This is a genomic window from Roseibium sp. MMSF_3412 (genome assembly GCF_030733265.1).
Taxonomy (GTDB): Bacteria; Pseudomonadota; Alphaproteobacteria; order Rhizobiales; family Stappiaceae; genus Roseibium.
The window spans coordinates 65046-80950 of sequence record NZ_JASHJI010000017.1 but is presented as its reverse complement, the minus strand read 5'-3'; the positions used below and the strand labels follow the sequence as shown (position 1 = coordinate 80950).

Below are 15905 nucleotides of genomic sequence, written 5' to 3'. Positions count from 1 at the left end.
GATCAATCCTGCGGCGCGTAGGACCCCAGGGCGTCAAAAAGCTCCCGGTAATGGCTTTCCTTGCCGCGCCAGCGGCCGAGCGAGGACGTGAAGATCGGCCGGCGCACCTGCGTGTTGGAAAAGGTCGTGACCGGTGTTTCGCTCTTGTAGAATTCCAGGCATCCGTCTTCCCAGTCCAGACCTGCATAAGAAAGCAGAACTTCGCTCTCGGCACGCTGGTCTGCGACGAGCGCCTCATAGGTCAGGGTGTGGATTTTGGCAGGAACAACCTTTTCCCAATGCTCCATCAGCGAGGCGTAGGTCCGGTAGTACCGGCCGACGCTCTCCTGGCTGACCGCATAGTTGTGCGCGGGAGAAAGCGGATGCGACAGAAGCGAGATGCACGTGTCGGCAGGTGCCCGGTGGCAGTGAATGTAGGTCGCCTTCGGAAAAATCAGGCTCATCAGCCACAGCATTTCGTAGTTGTGGGGCATCTTGTCCGTGACACGGTCCGCACGCCGGTCTACGCCGTCGAGAATGCCCAGATACTTGCGCGCAACACGCTTGTATTCCTTCGGATCCATGGCCTTCAGACGGTTCTCAAGCGCGGCGCTTGGCGCTCCCTTGAGGCCCATGTTCTCCTGAAGATGCCTGAAAAACTGTATTTCCCCGCCGCTGGCAGCCCGCGAATGACAGCCGACGATCTGTTCGACAAGGGTCGTTCCCGACCGCGGCAGTCCGAATATGAAGACCGGTTTTTCGGACGTGTCCGCCACGTCCTGGCGTTCGGCGAAAAACGCTTCGTCGAACACGGTCTTCATGAATTGAATGCGTTCTTCATAGGCTGCGGCATCAAAGGGCGGATAGTGGCTGTTCCGCGCTTTCTGGTAGTGCTCGAGGCTCTGCGCGGTATCGCCGATATCAGCGTAAATCTTGCCGGCCGCCCAGTGCAGGTTTGCCTGCTCGGGCCCCGGTCTTGGAACGCCGTCTTTCGCAAGCGCCTCGATCTCGTCAAGCAGCGCCGGTTTTTCCTTGAATGATTTGGCAAGGCTCAGGCATTGAGCCGCCGTTGGCACTTCCTGTTTGCATGCGATGGCTTTTTCAAACCAGCCGATCGCCTCGTTGATTTTCCCAACCGTAACCTCAAGCTGCCCCATCCCCACGAGCGCGTATCCGTTTTCCGGATCCTGTTTCAGCGCGCGCTCATACGACTGCCTGGAAAGAACCGCTTGCCGCTTCGCCCGGTAGATGTCACCGAGTTGCGCAAGAAAACCCGCCTCCTTCGGTGCAAGCGATACCGCCTTTTTGAGCGAAGCCAGTGCTCCGTCGAGATCACCTGCGTTCAACAGCGCAAGGCCGAGCAGTTGATGGACCTGGGGATGCTTTCCAGCCTTCTTCGCGGCAATCTGGAAGCGTTCGATCGCCAGACCGATCCTGCCCTCCTGATAGTCCGCAATCCCGAGCGAAAAGTTCGCCTGCGGGTTTTTCGGGTCAAGACGCAGCACTTCTTCAAACATGTTCAGCGCAATGGCAATGCGGCCCGCGTGCTGATGTGCGAGCGCTTCTTGAACAAGCTGATTAAGTCTCTGATTCATGCTGGCTCCCGGACCAAAGAGGAACGACCGACCGGCGGATTGGACAGGCTCTGCAAAGCATACTGACGTGCCGGTTCCTTGCCACTGCAATAATGCCGGGACGTCAAAAGTTCAATCCGGTTGGCAGTCTTAATCGGAAACGGACGAAACGCCACCGATAGCACTACTTCTTCACGGGAGCCCGTTCCGTGCTCCAGCCGGTATAGATCCTGGACTTCTTGGCGGGTTTTTCCTGACCGTACCGGTTGTTCGCTTCGCAGCTTGCCTCCGCAAGCCGAACCTGGCCTTCAAGTTCACGGATGGCATTGTTGACCTTCCAGACCCGGTCCCTGCTCGGCGTTTCGATCTCAAGACCCTTGAGCGCTTTCTTGTAGGCAATGATCCGATATCGGAGCGCCTGCCCGACCCACTTGACCATGACCCGGTTTTCCCAGACGCGGGCCTTGGCCCCATCGTAGGTTTCCTGTGTCGTCACCTTTTGATTGCGCAACACCCTGAGGCGCTCGTCGTCGGCCTTTTGCACACGCAGCGCGACCTCACAGAAAGGCATGACCAGCTCGGCATCGCCGGTCGCGTCGGCGGCAATCTTGTCGTAGCGCGCATCGGAAGACTGGAACTTGTCCGACCGCAGATAGATCAGATAGAGATCCGGAGGCACGCGCCCTTCTGTTTCCGGCAGAACCCGTGTGCGCGAAAGCTCGACCATTGTTCCGCCGATCCAGTCCTTGGTCCACGGAGGCCGGATCAGCGTCCAGCCACGGTCGCGCAGAAGTTTTTCATCATTGGTGTAATTGAATTTGGAAACCGGGTCGCCCCGAAGACGGGCCGCATTCTCGCCGACGGCCGGCATCAGGTCATCGTGAACAACGGACGGTCTCGCCCTGTCGAAGTCGCCTGTCGGCCGCGTACAGCCGGCGAGAACCACAAGAAGGGCAAGCATGCAGGTGACCAGACGAACAATGCGCGCGGACGCACCGTGCCGCTCGCACGCTCCGAATGCCACAACTGCTGCATTGCCATTGCCCATCGGGCATGTCTCCAGACCGCTTGTCTTTGCGATGAGAGGCTTCGGTTCGCCTCTGTGCGGCTGGAAAGGCTTGGACCGTCAGTCCTTGTCAGACCCAGCAGGTCCAGCTGCTCTTCCGATGGTCGCGATTCGTGCGGCAAGATCAAGGTCGTGGCGCTCGTAGCGCACACCTGGGAAGAGGATAACCTCTCCAAAAGCCTCCCGGCTTGCGGTTTGCTGCTCTCTGGAACGCTGACCCACACGTGCAGTGGGCCGTTGTGCGGATGAAAAATCCAGCAAAGTGCCCATCGTCTCCTCCTTCAGTTCCGGTCTTCGCAGCGGTGTATTACCGATCGAAAACGGTCAAACGGGCGACGCATTACTTGGTGCGGGAATCATTAAGAAGCCGTCAGGGTTAACAGCATGCTAACGCTTTTGGTCCATTTTGAAGGAAACAACTTCAGACGGTTGAACGGTCTTTCGTATTTTTAGTCGGGTGTTATGCGACAGAGCCAAAGCTTAAATCCACAGCAGCCTCCATCGAAGTCGCCGCGTGACAAGCGTTCTGCGCGCGCGGACAACCGGAACATTCTGCTCCCGGCCACCGAAATTTTCGTTGGTCGGCAGAAGCATGACATTGAAGAAAAACGGATTTTCCTTGAGCTGGCGCGAAACCTCTTGCCGAGTGCAAACGTCGAGGACAGCCGTCAGATTTCCGCGCTCTTGGCCGGACACCCCGAAATACCCGACGAAGTGCAGGAGGCCCTGGCGCGGCACACCGATCCCGCAACCGCGGCACCGGCCTTGCGCCACAGTCCGTGCCTTCCTGTGGATCTTCTCGTGGAAAGCGCGCAAAACGGCCCCGAGATCCTGCGAAAGGCAGTGGCATCGCGCCCGTCCCTGCGCGAATCGGTGATTTCGGCCTTGTGCGACCATGCCGAGGCCAGCGCAATCGGCATCTTGCTGGGGCGCGAAGACCTGACCCTGAATGCGACCCACAAGGCCAAGCTGTGCCGGAGAAGCGACATCATCGCTTCGCTCGGACTTGAGCTTGCCGCGCAGGACGCACTCAGCCCTGATGGCCTGATGGGCCAGTTCCTTTATCTGCCAGCTCCCTTGAAAAAGCAGGCAATCGCCGCTGCTGAAATGACCAGCCTCGTGAAACAGGCCCAAACACCGGGTGGAACCATGCCAAAACGACCAGAAACAAATCGTCTCCGGCTTCAGGAGGCACTCGTCAAGGAAGCGCTTCTTCAAAACAGACGCCGTTTCGCGACCCTCCTCGGCCAAGGCCTCGGACTGTCGAGATCAAGCTGTGATCTCCTGTTGCAGCAGGATCAGGCAGAAGGGCTCACGATCGCACTCAAGGCGCTGGGTCTGCCGGAGTTTCCGACCACGACAATCCTGATCAGGATGTTGGGCGAAGAGACGCCTTTGCAGGACCTGCGCGGTCTGTTGCGCATGCACAGGACGCTGAGCCACGGAGCTGCCGAGGCGCTTGTGGCGCAATGGATCCTGCACGACCAGGGCAATCAGAAACCGTCGCTGCGGCATTCCTCGCAATACCAGGAAGCCGGCACCAGGAAACCGGCCCACAAGAAAACCTTCGCAAAACGCGGTACCGATGTCCGGAAAAAATCCGCTTCCTGAATGCTTGAGTGATGGTCCCATAAACGAGGCCATCACCTCGGATCGCTAGAACCTGAAAAGACCGGCACCGGGAGACGGTTTGTCCTCGCCGTCTTCGGCCAAAGGCAGGTCGATTTTACCATCGCGCGCTTCGACCTCAACGAGCCAGTAGTCCGGATCCATCCGGGCTTCGCGCTGCAGGCGTTCGCTTACGGCTTCGCCGTCAACGTTTGAGAGAATGCACTCGAACAGGCGCCCTTGCGGCTGCTCGCTGAAAAAGGCCTGGGGCGCAGGCCCGTAAAGGTCGAAAGTTCCGCCGAGCCTGTCCACGCTGACAAAAACGGCACCCGCTTCTTCTGCCCCGCGCCGGGAAACCGCCGCAAATCCGCCTTCGGCAAACAGCCTCCGGACCAGCGCGCTCACGAAGAACTCAGATGTGACCCTCACGAAAAAACCCCGGCTTCCGCATTGACGCTTCCGGCATTTGCCGGGCCCGGCCACGGTTATACCAGATCCATCATCCCGACAAGCTGAGGCCGCTGACCATTTCAAGCCGTTCGATGGTCTCTGAACCGGGTTCGCCTGTCAGCGGCAGTCCCCGGTCCAGTTCGAAGCGCTTGATGGCCGCGGTCGTGTTCGCCCCCATGACACCATCGGCCTTGAGCGGGCCGTACCCGAGGTCCGAAAGAGCCTTTTGTATTTTCTGCAAATGAGGGTCGGTCTCGGTCTCGGCAACGTCGGACGTCGAAATGCCGGGGCGGGGGCTTGTGCTGGGGCTAGGGCTGCTGCCCGCACCCGGTTTCGCACGCGGAATGGGAACGAAAGACGTTTGAGGCGCATCTCCATGCAGCAGGATAAGGGCAAGGAGAGCCTCATTGGCCCTGCCTGTTTCTGCCTGCCCCGCCTTGCGCTCAAAAGCACGTATCGCCCGTTCGGTCGCCGGTCCGCTCAGCCCGTCGAGCGGCCCTTCATAGAGGCCGATGCGTCGCAGCGAGATCTGCAAATCAAGCACGAGCGTGGAGATCTCCTGGACCTGCAGATCATTGCTGCGCCCGCTCGGCTCCGGCAAGACCGGTTCTGCGGCGCGCTCGCGCGTGCTGAAGAGCGGCGCAGGATGCCGCCCCGGCTGCAGTCCGATCGCGTTGGCGATGATCAGGCAGGATGTCAGCCCCATGACGACTGCACCACCGGCGGCGACCGGGTTGTCGAGCGCAATATGCCCGGCCCTGGCCATCAGGGTTTCCTGGGGTTTTGGCGTATTCTTCTGTTTCTTTGCTCTTGCCATGATGCCGCCTATGCCGATTCTGCCCACGGCGTGGACGAGTCGACAGCACCTGTACTTCGCGCCGGTCTGCCCTTCTCGGCTCTGACCGGAATGACGATGACAACGCGCTCTCCACTGCCGAGTGAGGAGCGGATACTCAGATCCGCACCGGCCTCGTTCAGCAACCTGGCAGCGTTTTCGAAAACCGGCTTCGACTTTCCGGCAGTCCAGTTGAGGCTGGACTGCCGGTTGCAGACAGTCATGACCAGTTCAATACAGGATGCACCCGAAACGGTCTCCGCACGAATGACCGCCCCGGCGCCTGCCGTCTCGACGCATTCGGATAGAATGAGATGAAGAGACTGCCGGAACTTTTTCCTCTCGACCAAGACAGCCGGAAGATCGGCGGCTGCAGCCATGTCAAGCGACACTTTCAGACGATCGGCAAGAGGACCGATCAGATTGCTGCTGTGTGCCAGGCAATCCGCCACATCCACCTTGCAGAATTCGCTTTGCGCGTGGCCATCTGCAGCCGGCACCAGTTCAAGAAGCGCATTCAGGGAGCGCGCGCTGCGGTCACCCGCGGAGCGGATCCGCTGTGCCGTTTGGTGCAAGCTCCCCTCCGAAAGAGACTTGCCTTCATGTTCGACCAGCGCCGCGAGATCGACAATCGCGGAAACCTGTTCGCGCGCACGCGCTCCGGCCTCCTCGATCAGGCTCCAGTGGGCACTGCTTGCGGCTGGATGCGCTTGTTGTTTCGGGGTGTTTTCTGCGGCCTGCTCTTCACTTTCCCGGAGCGCCATAATGACGGAACCCCGTCTCGCGTCATCGGGCCTTGCCTGTGCGGCGCGCAGACGCAACTGAAACCGGGAATATTCCGCCTGTCCCGTTTCACCGGGCTTGTTGGACCCCAGGCGCAGGCGGACGTCCAGCAGCACATCTTCCCTGCTTTCCCTGACATCGGCGAGGCTGGACAGATAGGTCGGGCGGTCGGCAACGTTCAACCGTTGAAACACCCAATCTTCGTCCGAAATCGATGGCTCCAGCCCGAAGATTCTCCGGACCGGCCCACCCAGAACCGAAAGCCGTCCATCCGTGTCGAGTTCGAGCAGGACTTCGCAGACTGTGTTCGACACCCGATCAAGTTTCGTGCCGGACTTCAGGACCTCGGCGCTGGCGCGATGCCGGTCGAGCGAGATTCTGGAGGCCAGCATTCCCGTGTAGAGAAAGGCGGCAATCGACGCGAAAAGCCCCGCCTCCGGCGGCAACGTCATGGATTGCGGAATGCCGGCAGACAAAAGCGTGACAGCTGCAAAGAGCGCGCAGCAATACAAGGACACGCCGATGGTGACCTTCCGGTTCGTGGCAAACGCCGCCTCGACCGGAGGGATCAGGAGCCACAGCAGCGCAAAGGAACTGTCGCCACCCGTCATCAGGCAGACTGCGGCGACAAGGCTGGCAAAAAGACCGGAAGAAAGTGCGATGGTCACGTTCATGGCGCCGGTGCGCGACAGAAAATGGGCAATCGGCCACTGGCTCAGCATCCAGGCAAGGACCAGGATTGTTGCAACATGCGGCGGGCCCGCCAAAGCCAGGTGCAGAGGCAGGATGAAGAGCGCGACCGTTCCGCTCAAAAGGCAGCTTGTGAGCAGCGAGCGGTGAACTGGTGCCAAAAAATTATCGGCAGCAGCTGCGGGATGAATCATCCCGTCGACCCTTACCGACCAAATCTCCCAGATTTTCTTTATCTTCTTCAGAGGGTTACGCACTCTATACTACCACACGAATCCCACGGAAAATTCCGCTTTCGATGTCTCGGTGGCCATTGTCAGCTGCAGCGCTTAATGAACGATAAAGGATGACTTCAAACGCGTGAAAAAAACCAAAAAAGCGGTATCAATCAATGACATGAAACCCGATTGATAAAATTTGAATCAAATTCTCAGAAAACTTGCCTTAAATGCATGTTTTATTTTACGAAAATTGCCTTCACCCATTCAACCTGAGATTCTTTTGTCCCTGCTACGGTTCGAACATAACAAACGCGCCATCACAAAAAACCGGCGTGTACCTTCGAACTGACCATGGGTAGCAAAATGTTGTTTCTTCTAAGGACGGCCTTCTGGCTCACCTTGGTGCTGGTGCTGATTCCGCTTGGATCCGACCAAACCAGCACACCCGAACGGACCGAAAAGGTCGATCCGGTTTCCGCGTTCCTCGCGGCCCAGGCAACGGTTTCCGATATCGGCGGTTTCTGCAGCCGGAATCCCCAGGCCTGCGAGACCGGCGGCAACGCGTTGAGCGCGATCGGCAGCCGTGCACGCGATGGCGCCGTCATCGTCTACCAGTATTTCGAACCAAAGAACCGGTCCGGGGAAACCGAGGACGGTCTTGTGACCGGCTCTACCTCACCTGCTTCTGCAACGGTCTCCGGCGCCGCCGGGAACGGTTACTCCGCGATCATTCCTTCCAGGAATCCAGGCTCCAAACAGGAGGCTGTCACCGGGCCGATTCCGCGGCCCAAACCCGGCTCAGGCCGCAATACCTGAGCCAAAGGCCGTTGTTCCGGGCGTGTCGTGCCTGATCAACGGTCCATTGCGCCCCGCTTGAGCGCTGCTGCGACGAGCAGCAACGACGGCTAAACTTCAGCGGCTCGTACCGCTGCGCCGCAGATGGAAAGCTGCCCATTTCATCTGCGGCGTATTTTTCTTTTCCCTCAAATGCGACGTCCCGCTCCCGGACATCAGGTCACATCGCACAGTATTTGCACTTTGCGTCACGCAAGCTATATGAAGGCGCAAGAGACCTGAAAAGACGAGTGTCATGGCCACCGATATTGCTGAAATCCTTGAAACGTTCGATTTTCTGGACGATTGGGAAGACCGTTACAAATATCTGATCGATCTGGGCAGGGAACTGCCTGAACTCTCCGAATCCGAGCGAACCGACGCGAACAAGGTGCGTGGATGCGTTTCGCAGGTCTGGCTGATCACGAAGGTCAGCAGCGGTCAGTCCGGAGAGCCCGTTCTCACCTTCAGGGGTGACAGCGACGCCCTGATCGTTCAGGGCCTCGTCGCCATTGTCACGTCCCTCTTCAGCAACAAGAGTGCCCAGCAAATCCTCGACACCGACGTTGAAGGCATCTTCGCACAGCTCGGATTGCAGGAGCATCTGACGCCGCAGCGGTCCAATGGTCTGAGATCCATGGTTGGACGCATTCGGTCCGATGCGCAAAGCGCACTCGCCGCGGTATAAAAAAGGAGCTGCCCGGGGGCAGCTCCTGTAACGTCCGACTGATCGGAATGAATACGCGATCCTTACTTGGAACGCTTGCGCTGCTGGCCAAGACCCATTTTCTTTGCCAGTTCCGAGCGCGCCGCTGCGTAATTCGGAGCAACCATCGGGTAGTCGGCGCCCAGATCCCACTTGTCGCGGTACTCTTCCGGGGTCATGTTGTAATGCGTGCGCAGATGGCGCTTCAGCGACTTGAACTTCTTGCCGTCTTCGAGGCAGATGATGTAGTCCGGCATGACGGACTTCTTGACAGGAACGGCTGGCTTGAGCGGCTCCGGCTCCGGCTCGCTGGACGCAGACGCCGTTTTCTGCAGTGCGCTGTGTACTTCGTTGATCAGACTCGGCAAATCGGTCGAGGCAACTGTATTGTTGCTCACGTAAGCGGAGACGATGTCAGCCGTAAGATCAATCAGATTAGCATCCACCGGATTATCAGTCATTTTTCACCCGTTCTCTTCCAAACTCGAATTTTCCATCGGTATAGACCTGCAAGTAATTTGTTCCGAAAACGCTTAAAAAATGACGTTACTTGCGGAATATCTAATCAGAAGCGATTCTACTTTGCAGGTTTTAGTCTCAGCCTTATATCGCTGTGCTCGATGAGGCACAACCCCGAAAATCAAATAAAAATCAAATCATGCCAATAAAAATCGAATTCTATAGGTAACGTCTATTTCCAAAACACCAAATTCGACAAGTGAGCAATAGTATTCCCTTACGACATTCCTTTGTGTTCGCAGGACTGTTGTCCGTGCAAATTTAATCCTTTGGTCGAACAGTCTCTGCCAAGGCGTCAATTTTGGTATCTGCGCAAGGGCGATATCCTGCAGCATAAGCAGCTTTTGCCAGCAAATGAGCCGAAATTGGGGCTGTCAGCAGGAAAAACACAACTCCCGCGATTGCCCGCGTGACCACCGAAAGGTCTCCCGCTTCGACCGCAAGCGCGAGCAGCATGAGTCCGGACCCGAGCGTTCCCGCCTTGGATGCAGCATGCGTGCGCATGTAGACATCCTTCAGGCGCATCAGCCCGAGCGAAGCGACAAAGGCAAAGCAGGCACCTGTTATGAGCATCAACCCGCAAATGATTTCAACGACAGCGCTCATTGCCCCGCCTCCCTGCGTTTGATGCTTTCCTCAACCTCGTCCATGATAGTTTCGTCACCTGCCGTTCCACGATTGAGAATGAAACGCGCGAAGGCGACGGTCGCGAGAAACCCGACCAGACCCAGCGTGATCGCAATGTCAATGTAAAGATAGATGCCGGTCGAAACACCGATGGCCGCGATAAAACCGATCCCGACGGCGACCAGCATGTCCAGCGCCACGACACGGTCGGGCAGACCCGGTCCCTTCACCGTCCGGAACACGATGACAATGAACGAGATGGTCAGAATGCCGAGCGAGATGTTGACCGCGATGTCGAGAAACTGTGACGCGAATAGCTCGAAGGGGGTCATCTGAACGCCTCCATGATCTTGCGTTCAAATCCGTTCTTGATGTCGTCGATCGTTGCCTGGGGATCCGGGACATCAATGCAGTGGATGAAGAGTGTCTTGCGATCCTCCGAAACGTCGACCGACAGCGTGCCCGGCGTCAGCGTGATCAGGTTGGCAAGCATCGTGATTTCAAAATCCGTGTCGACGGTCAGCGGAAGGGCGATAATGCCGGGTTGCAGCTCGATTTTCGGCCGCAGCACGATCATCGCGACGCGCCATGCCGACAGGACCAGCTCGTAGACGAACGTCGCGGCAAGGCCGACAGCCTTGCCGATCCTGCGGAAATACGCAGACGTGCCGACCTGCTCACGGATCAGGTAAAGGGCACCCGAGCCCAGAACAAATCCGAATGCCAGGTTTATCTCCGAGAAACTGCCGGTGACGGCGCCCCAGGCCAGGGCCATGAGGATATTTGTGAGAAAGAGGCTCGTCATCCCTGCTCTCCAAGAACTGATCGGATATACCCGAACGGATCGACCACGCTGCTTGCACCTTGCGTGGCAAGCTCGATCATCCACTCAGGCTGCAGACCAAAATAGATCACAAGAGCGGTCAGCACGCCCAGAGGGAGCCAGAGTGCACCGCTGCTCAATTGACCTTCCGCTGCGCCGGTCACATCAACGCTCTGCCCATCGGCCGTGCCTTCGGGCCCTCCCCTCCAGAACGCGTAGATCCAGACACGTCCCATGGCGAGAGTTGTCAGGAAACCGCTGACGAGGATCGCCGCACCCAGCCAGAACCGGCCTCCCTGGAATGCCGCGTCGACCAGCATGACCTTCGGCCAGAATCCCGAGAAGGGCGGCAGACCGGAAACCGCGAATGCCAGCACAAGGAACACGCCCGCGAAGGCAACGCTCTTGTGATAGAGCCCCCCGAGCTCGCGGAGATTGAAGGAGCTTCCCATCATGCCCATGATGCCGGCGGCCATGTAGAGCGCGGTCATCACGATGATCGAGTGGACCGCGTAGAAGATTGCGCCTGAGATTGCGAGTGTTGCCTGTGTGCCGCTCGAGGCAATCGCAAGACCGGCCAGCATGGAACCGATACCGGCGATCACGAGATAGCCGAGCAGACGCCGGATCTCGCTTTGCGCCAGGGCACCGAGAGCGCCGGTTATCAGTGTTGCGATCGCAACGATGCCTATGACATCCGCCATGTACTCGAGCGATGCGGGCAGGATCAGCACAAAGATCCTGATCAGCGCATAGACCCCCACCTTGGTCAGGAGCCCTGCAAACACCGCCGAAACAACAATATTGGGGGTGTGGTAGGAAGCCGGAAGCCAGAAGTTGACCGGAAAGGCGGCCGCCTTCATGGCAAAGGCAAGGAAATAAAGCGCCGCAACGGTTGCCAGCGCGCCTGAAGCCGGATTGTCGAGTGCGTCGACCTTGACCGCGATATCCGCCATGTTGAGCGTGCCGAAAATGCCGTAGAGCAGGCCCGTTGCGATGAGGAAAAGGTTGGTGCCGACGAGATTGAGCACCCCGTATTTCACCGCCCCATCCAGCTGGATGCGCTCGTTTCCAAGAATGAGCAACCCGTAGGACGAAATCAGAAGGACCTCGAACCAGACATAAAGGTTGAAGACGTCGGCGGTGAGAAACGACCCGCAGACACCGGTCATCAGCAAAAGCAGAAACGGATAAAACCCGTATCTTCGACCGGAACTGCTGACTGTCTGCATAGCGAAAACACCGGCGCAGAAGGCAACGACGGAGCCGATGAAGGTCAGGGTCGCACCCAGGGGATCTGCGGTGACGGCAATGCCGAACGGCGGCAGCCAGTTGCCCATCACCATGGTAATGACACCCTGGTCGAGAACGCGGATCAAGAGCCCGAGGCTCGCCAGGACAAGAAGACCCAGCAGAAAGACCCCGAGTTTCGGCTGAAGATCCGTGTTTTTGCGAAGCATGAGACACAGGGCACCGCCGACCATCGTGATCAGCGACGGCGCGACGATAAGCCAGTCACCCGCTGCAATCGGCGTGGTGATCATTGCCTCGGCATAGTCGACGGAAACAGAAGAACCGGCCATAAAGCTTAGTACCCTTGTGGCGGAGTTGGGTCGTTTTCAGGTTCGGCGACGCGCATCTTGTTCACTTCGTCGGTGCCCAGTTCCTGGTAGGCCCGGAAGGCCAGAACCAGCAGGAATGCGAAAAACGAAAAGGAAATCACGATCGCGGTCAGAACCAGTGCCTGCGGCAGCGGGTTCGCGGTCGCGGTTTCCGGGGTGTAGAGATGGGACGGGATCAGCGGCGGAATTTCCCGCGTCAGGCGGCCGTTCGTGAAAATCAGCATATTGACCGAGTTTCCAAGGATCGCGATCCCGAGCAAAATCCTCACCAGATGCTTCGACAGCATCAGGTAGACGGCAACGGTAAAGAAAAGCCCGATCAGAATGGCGACACCGGTTTCCATCAGTCGGCCTCCCTTTCTTCCAGTGCCAGTGCAATGGAGCCGATCGCACCGACGACAACCAGATAGACGCCAATGTCGAAAACAAGCGGCGTTGAAAGCGCGATCTCGACATCGAACAGGTCGAAGATCAGCCATTGGCTGGTCATGAATGCCTGGTTCTTGAAGAAGGACAGGACCCCCGCCAGCGCACCGATGAAGAGCCCGAAGCCCGAAATGCTCATCGGGTGAAAGACAATGGCGCGGCGCACAGACGCCACACCGCACGCGATCCCGAAAATCGCCAGAGCGGACGCCGCGATCAGCCCGCCGATGAAACCGCCGCCGGGTTCGTTGTGCCCGCGCAGGAGCACGAAGATGGAAAACAGGACCATCAGGGCAGCCAGGTAAGGCGCGATTGTCCGGAAGATAACCGTCCGCATCAGCGCGCCTCCACGGTTTGTTTCTCGGCCTGACCAGCTGTCGATTTGGCCAATGCCTCGTCGGACGGTCTGGTCTTGATGCGGATCAGCGCCAGGACACACAGCCCCGCCAGAACCACAACCGCGATTTCCCCGAGCGTATCGAAGCCGCGGAAGTCGACAAGGATCACGTTCACGATGTTCCGCCCATGCGCGATGGACCGGCTGAATTCAGTGAAGAATTCGGAGAGCCTGCTGTCAAACGGCTGCTGGGTGATTGCCAGCAGCGTCAGCATGAGCCCGAGCCCGACCGCCACCGCCACCACACCGGTCACGACGCTTGATGCAAGAGACCTGTGATCGCGGGGCGACAGATTGAGGCGCGTCATCACCAGAGCAAGAATGACCACCGACAGCGTTTCCACCATGAACTGGGTGAAAGACAGGTCCGGTGCGCCGAACATCATGAAAATCAGCGCGACAGCGAAGCCCTGGACGCCCAGCGATACAATTGCCGTCAGACGCGTTTTCGCAATGAGGACGGCGATCAGACCGAGAACCGCGATCAAGAGAATGCCCCACTCGTAGAAGCGGTACTCCGGAAGCTTGGGAAGCGCCGGGAAGCTGCCGGACAGATACCCCGGAAGCAGAACGGCGAGCGCCGTGAAGACAAAGGTCAGCAGCATGTAGGTCTGCATCTTGCCGGTCTGAAGCACGCGTGTAACCGCGGTGGCGAGGGATACGATCCCGCTCACCGCCTGGTCGAACCCCTTGTCCGGCCCCCAACCGATCGCATCAAGCGCCGACGCGATCATGCTGCGCATCCGGTCTAGTTGGGTGAAGAGAGCAATCCCGAGACCGACCGTGATGAAGGACAGGATCACCGGAGCATTGATTTTGGTCGGGATCAGGTGCAGGTCGATCTGCGTGAATTCGCCCAGAAGCGAAGACAGGGTCGGGCCGATGAACCAGACACCGGTGGTGTGCGCAAACAGCGCCATGATAACGCCGGTGACAGAAAGAAAGACAGGACCGGCAATAAGCAGAACCGGCCCCTCATGTGCGTGTTTGGGTGTTTCCACCTCGGGGCCGAGGAACGGTTTGATGGCAACCGCGGCCGCGATTACGAGCATCAGGGCGTTGCCGACGACAGCGACGATCGTCACCATGATGCCGAGTTGGCCGAGCGCCGAGATGTCGGAGGTCCCGTAGTAGAGAATTTCCTTGGCGATGAAGCCGATGAAAGGCGGCAATCCGGCCATGGAGAGCGAAGCAAGACAGGCCGCTGCGAAGGTTATTGGCATCAAGCTGCGCAAACCGCCGAGTTTGGTGACGTCTCGCGTACCCGCCTCGTGATCGATGGTCCCGGCCACCATGAACAGCGCCCCTTTGAAGAGCGAATGCGCCAGCAGATAGAGAACCGCGCCTTCCAGAGCCTTTTCGTAACTCGTCCCGGTGAGCATCACCAGAAGGCCTAGCGAGGCCACCGTGGTGTAGGCCAGCATCAGCTTCAGATCGGTCTGACGCACGGCGAGGATCGTTCCCACGAGCAATGTGACGCCGCCGAACAGGGGCAGCACGGTCGTCCAGAGAACCGTGTCGCCGAGCAACGGGTGCATGCGCATCAGAAGATAGACACCCGCCTTCACCATTGTCGCGGAATGCAGATAGGCGGAAACAGGCGTCGGTGCTTCCATGGCGTTCGGCAGCCAGAAATGGAACGGAAACTGCGCCGATTTCGTGAATGCACCGCCCAGCACCAGCAGGAAGATCGGCAGGTAGAGGCCGGAGTCCTTGATGATGTCTGGAGAGGCAAGCAGCACCGACATCTCGATTTCGCCGGTTGCCGAGATGATCACGATGAAGCCTGCAAGCAGTACCAGACCGCCGCCGCCGGTAACGACCAGGGCCTGGATCGCCGCACGTCTCGATGCCGCCCTCAGATGGTCGAACCCGATCAGCAGGAAGGACGTTATTGAGGTCAGTTCCCAGAAAATGAAAAGCGAAATCAGGTTGTTGCCAAGCACCAGCCCGAGCATGGCCCCCATGAACAGGAACAGGAACGAGAAGAACCTTCCCTGTTGCGGGTGTCCTTTGAGATAGCCGCCGGCATAGAGAATGATAAAGGTGCCGATACCTGAGATCAGCAGCCCGAAGAGCGTTGAAAGGCCGTCGACATAGACCGAAAAGTTGACGCCATAGCTTGGCGCCCAGGCTTTCGCGGCAACGAATGTCTCACCTTGGGAGACTGGGCCGATGAACCCCACGAAATGAAGGAATATGAGCGCCGGAACCAGCGCCAGTGGCCAGGCCGCGTTATGCTTGAGCCAGCGTGTCAGGAACGGGGCGACGACCGCGGCAGCAAACGGGGCGAGTACGGCGTACAAAGTCGTGTCGTCGATCACTGCAGGCGTCATACCGATCTTTCGTCACATTTTTAATAAAACGGCCTGTGTTGACCGGTTCGAATCAACACCCAGACGCTAAATCATAGCGGGCCGGAAGACTTATGACATGTCTTAGGTTCATGATTGCGTGTCTTCAAGCATTTCTCATTGGATTTTTCTGCGCTTTAGTCACTTTGGAACGCTCAGACATGACTTTGGTTGTGATTTTCGCCGACATCCGGGAGCTGACAAGGGTTTCATCCACGTCAGGCGGCAAGGTAGACTGTATCCAGAGTTGCATTCCCCTCGCCCGCCGCATCAGACAGTCCTACGGTGCGTTGGTTCCCGACCCCCTCGTCATCCTTGCCACTTGATTTCAAAGTCCAAATAACGTTCCCTTTCGAAGGAGCAAGGCCAAGGGCGGCTGTTTGTCGACCGG

17 protein-coding genes are annotated in these 15905 nt (G+C 58.3%); 4 read left to right on the top strand and 13 right to left on the bottom strand.

What is annotated here, in order from left to right:
- Nucleotides 1–2: 2 nt before the first annotated feature.
- Nucleotides 3–1574, bottom strand: coding sequence for a tetratricopeptide repeat-containing sulfotransferase family protein (locus tag RBB49_RS23295; protein ID WP_306145304.1), 1572 nt, complete (start codon nt 1572–1574; stop codon nt 3–5).
- Between the two features lie 163 nt (nt 1575–1737).
- Nucleotides 1738–2601, bottom strand: a complete 864-nt coding sequence (locus RBB49_RS23290; protein ID WP_306145303.1) for a hypothetical protein — start codon at nt 2599–2601, stop codon at nt 1738–1740.
- 657 nt (nt 2602–3258) lie between these two features.
- Between RBB49_RS23290 and RBB49_RS23285 the strand changes: the two genes are divergently transcribed.
- Complete coding sequence (locus tag RBB49_RS23285; protein ID WP_306145302.1) at nt 3259–4230, top strand: DUF2336 domain-containing protein; 972 nt, start codon at nt 3259–3261, stop codon at nt 4228–4230.
- A gap of 45 nt (nt 4231–4275) precedes the next feature.
- On the opposite strand, the gene RBB49_RS23280 is transcribed toward RBB49_RS23285, so the two are convergent.
- The 3 genes from RBB49_RS23280 to RBB49_RS23270 form a co-directional block, all read right to left on the bottom strand.
- Nucleotides 4276–4656: a DUF1491 family protein gene (locus tag RBB49_RS23280; RefSeq protein ID WP_306145301.1), complete on the bottom strand. Its 381-nt coding sequence runs from the start codon at nt 4654–4656 to the stop codon at nt 4276–4278.
- A 70-nt stretch (nt 4657–4726) separates the two neighbouring features.
- On the bottom strand, nt 4727–5494 hold the full coding sequence (locus RBB49_RS23275) for a peptidoglycan-binding protein (RefSeq protein ID WP_306145300.1): 768 nt from the start codon (nt 5492–5494) through the stop codon (nt 4727–4729).
- A gap of 8 nt (nt 5495–5502) precedes the next feature.
- Complete coding sequence (locus RBB49_RS23270) at nt 5503–7107, bottom strand: hypothetical protein (RefSeq protein ID WP_306145299.1); 1605 nt, start codon at nt 7105–7107, stop codon at nt 5503–5505.
- A gap of 462 nt (nt 7108–7569) precedes the next feature.
- On the opposite strand from RBB49_RS23270, the gene RBB49_RS23265 reads away from it, so the two are divergent.
- Together RBB49_RS23265 and RBB49_RS23260 are read left to right on the top strand one after the other, a co-directional pair.
- Nucleotides 7570–8022, top strand: a complete 453-nt coding sequence (locus RBB49_RS23265; protein WP_306145298.1) for a DUF5330 domain-containing protein — start codon at nt 7570–7572, stop codon at nt 8020–8022.
- 274 nt (nt 8023–8296) lie between these two features.
- Nucleotides 8297–8728, top strand: a complete 432-nt coding sequence (locus RBB49_RS23260; protein WP_306145297.1) for a SufE family protein — start codon at nt 8297–8299, stop codon at nt 8726–8728.
- Between the two features lie 62 nt (nt 8729–8790).
- Here RBB49_RS23260 and RBB49_RS23255 read toward each other — a convergent pair whose 3' ends face one another.
- The 8 genes from RBB49_RS23255 to RBB49_RS23220 form a co-directional block, all read right to left on the bottom strand.
- Nucleotides 8791–9207 carry a MucR family transcriptional regulator gene (locus RBB49_RS23255; RefSeq protein WP_306145296.1) on the bottom strand — a complete coding sequence of 139 codons (417 nt, stop codon included), beginning with the start codon at nt 9205–9207 and terminating at the stop codon, nt 8791–8793.
- 319 nt (nt 9208–9526) lie between these two features.
- Nucleotides 9527–9871, bottom strand: a complete 345-nt coding sequence (mnhG, locus tag RBB49_RS23250) for a monovalent cation/H(+) antiporter subunit G (RefSeq protein WP_306145295.1) — start codon at nt 9869–9871, stop codon at nt 9527–9529.
- Complete coding sequence (locus tag RBB49_RS23245) at nt 9868–10224, bottom strand: cation:proton antiporter (RefSeq protein ID WP_306145294.1); 357 nt, start codon at nt 10222–10224, stop codon at nt 9868–9870. The genes mnhG and RBB49_RS23245 overlap by 4 nt, the downstream gene beginning before the upstream one ends.
- Nucleotides 10221–10697, bottom strand: a complete 477-nt coding sequence (locus RBB49_RS23240) for a Na+/H+ antiporter subunit E (RefSeq protein WP_306145293.1) — start codon at nt 10695–10697, stop codon at nt 10221–10223. The genes RBB49_RS23245 and RBB49_RS23240 overlap by 4 nt, the downstream gene beginning before the upstream one ends.
- Nucleotides 10694–12298, bottom strand: coding sequence for a Na+/H+ antiporter subunit D (locus tag RBB49_RS23235; RefSeq protein WP_306145292.1), 1605 nt, complete (start codon nt 12296–12298; stop codon nt 10694–10696). Before RBB49_RS23235 ends, RBB49_RS23240 begins: the two co-directional genes overlap by 4 nt.
- Before the next feature lie 5 nt (nt 12299–12303).
- A complete protein-coding gene (locus tag RBB49_RS23230; RefSeq protein ID WP_306145291.1) occupies nt 12304–12681 on the bottom strand; it encodes a Na+/H+ antiporter subunit C in 378 nt (125 codons plus the stop codon).
- Nucleotides 12681–13100: a Na(+)/H(+) antiporter subunit B gene (locus RBB49_RS23225; RefSeq protein ID WP_306145290.1), complete on the bottom strand. Its 420-nt coding sequence runs from the start codon at nt 13098–13100 to the stop codon at nt 12681–12683. Before RBB49_RS23225 ends, RBB49_RS23230 begins: the two co-directional genes overlap by 1 nt.
- Nucleotides 13100–15496, bottom strand: coding sequence for a putative monovalent cation/H+ antiporter subunit A (locus RBB49_RS23220; protein ID WP_306145289.1), 2397 nt, complete (start codon nt 15494–15496; stop codon nt 13100–13102). The genes RBB49_RS23225 and RBB49_RS23220 overlap by 1 nt, the downstream gene beginning before the upstream one ends.
- A 179-nt stretch (nt 15497–15675) precedes the next feature.
- Between RBB49_RS23220 and RBB49_RS23215 the strand changes: the two genes are divergently transcribed.
- Entirely contained in the window at nt 15676–15840 is a 165-nt protein-coding gene (locus tag RBB49_RS23215) for a hypothetical protein (protein WP_306145288.1), read from the top strand.
- Nucleotides 15841–15905 lie beyond the last annotated feature (65 nt).

Bases quoted from the DNA above. Each gene is read 5' to 3' on its own strand.
- RBB49_RS23295 (WP_306145304.1), bottom strand. From the start codon at position 1,574: ATGAATCAGAGACTTAATCAGCTTGTTCAAGAAGCGCTCGCACATCAG.
- RBB49_RS23290 (WP_306145303.1), bottom strand. From the start codon at position 2,601: ATGGGCAATGGCAATGCAGCAGTTGTGGCATTCGGAGCGTGCGAGCGG.
- RBB49_RS23275 (WP_306145300.1), bottom strand. From the start codon at position 5,494: ATGGCAAGAGCAAAGAAACAGAAGAATACGCCAAAACCCCAGGAAACC.
- RBB49_RS23265 (WP_306145298.1), top strand. From the start codon at position 7,570: ATGTTGTTTCTTCTAAGGACGGCCTTCTGGCTCACCTTGGTGCTGGTG.
- RBB49_RS23260 (WP_306145297.1), top strand. From the start codon at position 8,297: ATGGCCACCGATATTGCTGAAATCCTTGAAACGTTCGATTTTCTGGAC.
- RBB49_RS23255 (WP_306145296.1), bottom strand. From the start codon at position 9,207: ATGACTGATAATCCGGTGGATGCTAATCTGATTGATCTTACGGCTGAC.
- mnhG (WP_306145295.1), bottom strand. From the start codon at position 9,871: ATGAGCGCTGTCGTTGAAATCATTTGCGGGTTGATGCTCATAACAGGT.
- RBB49_RS23245 (WP_306145294.1), bottom strand. From the start codon at position 10,224: ATGACCCCCTTCGAGCTATTCGCGTCACAGTTTCTCGACATCGCGGTC.
- RBB49_RS23240 (WP_306145293.1), bottom strand. From the start codon at position 10,697: ATGACGAGCCTCTTTCTCACAAATATCCTCATGGCCCTGGCCTGGGGC.
- RBB49_RS23235 (WP_306145292.1), bottom strand. From the start codon at position 12,298: ATGGCCGGTTCTTCTGTTTCCGTCGACTATGCCGAGGCAATGATCACC.
- RBB49_RS23230 (WP_306145291.1), bottom strand. From the start codon at position 12,681: ATGGAAACCGGTGTCGCCATTCTGATCGGGCTTTTCTTTACCGTTGCC.
- RBB49_RS23225 (WP_306145290.1), bottom strand. From the start codon at position 13,100: ATGCGGACGGTTATCTTCCGGACAATCGCGCCTTACCTGGCTGCCCTG.
- RBB49_RS23220 (WP_306145289.1), bottom strand. From the start codon at position 15,496: ATGACGCCTGCAGTGATCGACGACACGACTTTGTACGCCGTACTCGCC.
- RBB49_RS23215 (WP_306145288.1), top strand. From the start codon at position 15,676: ATGACTTTGGTTGTGATTTTCGCCGACATCCGGGAGCTGACAAGGGTT.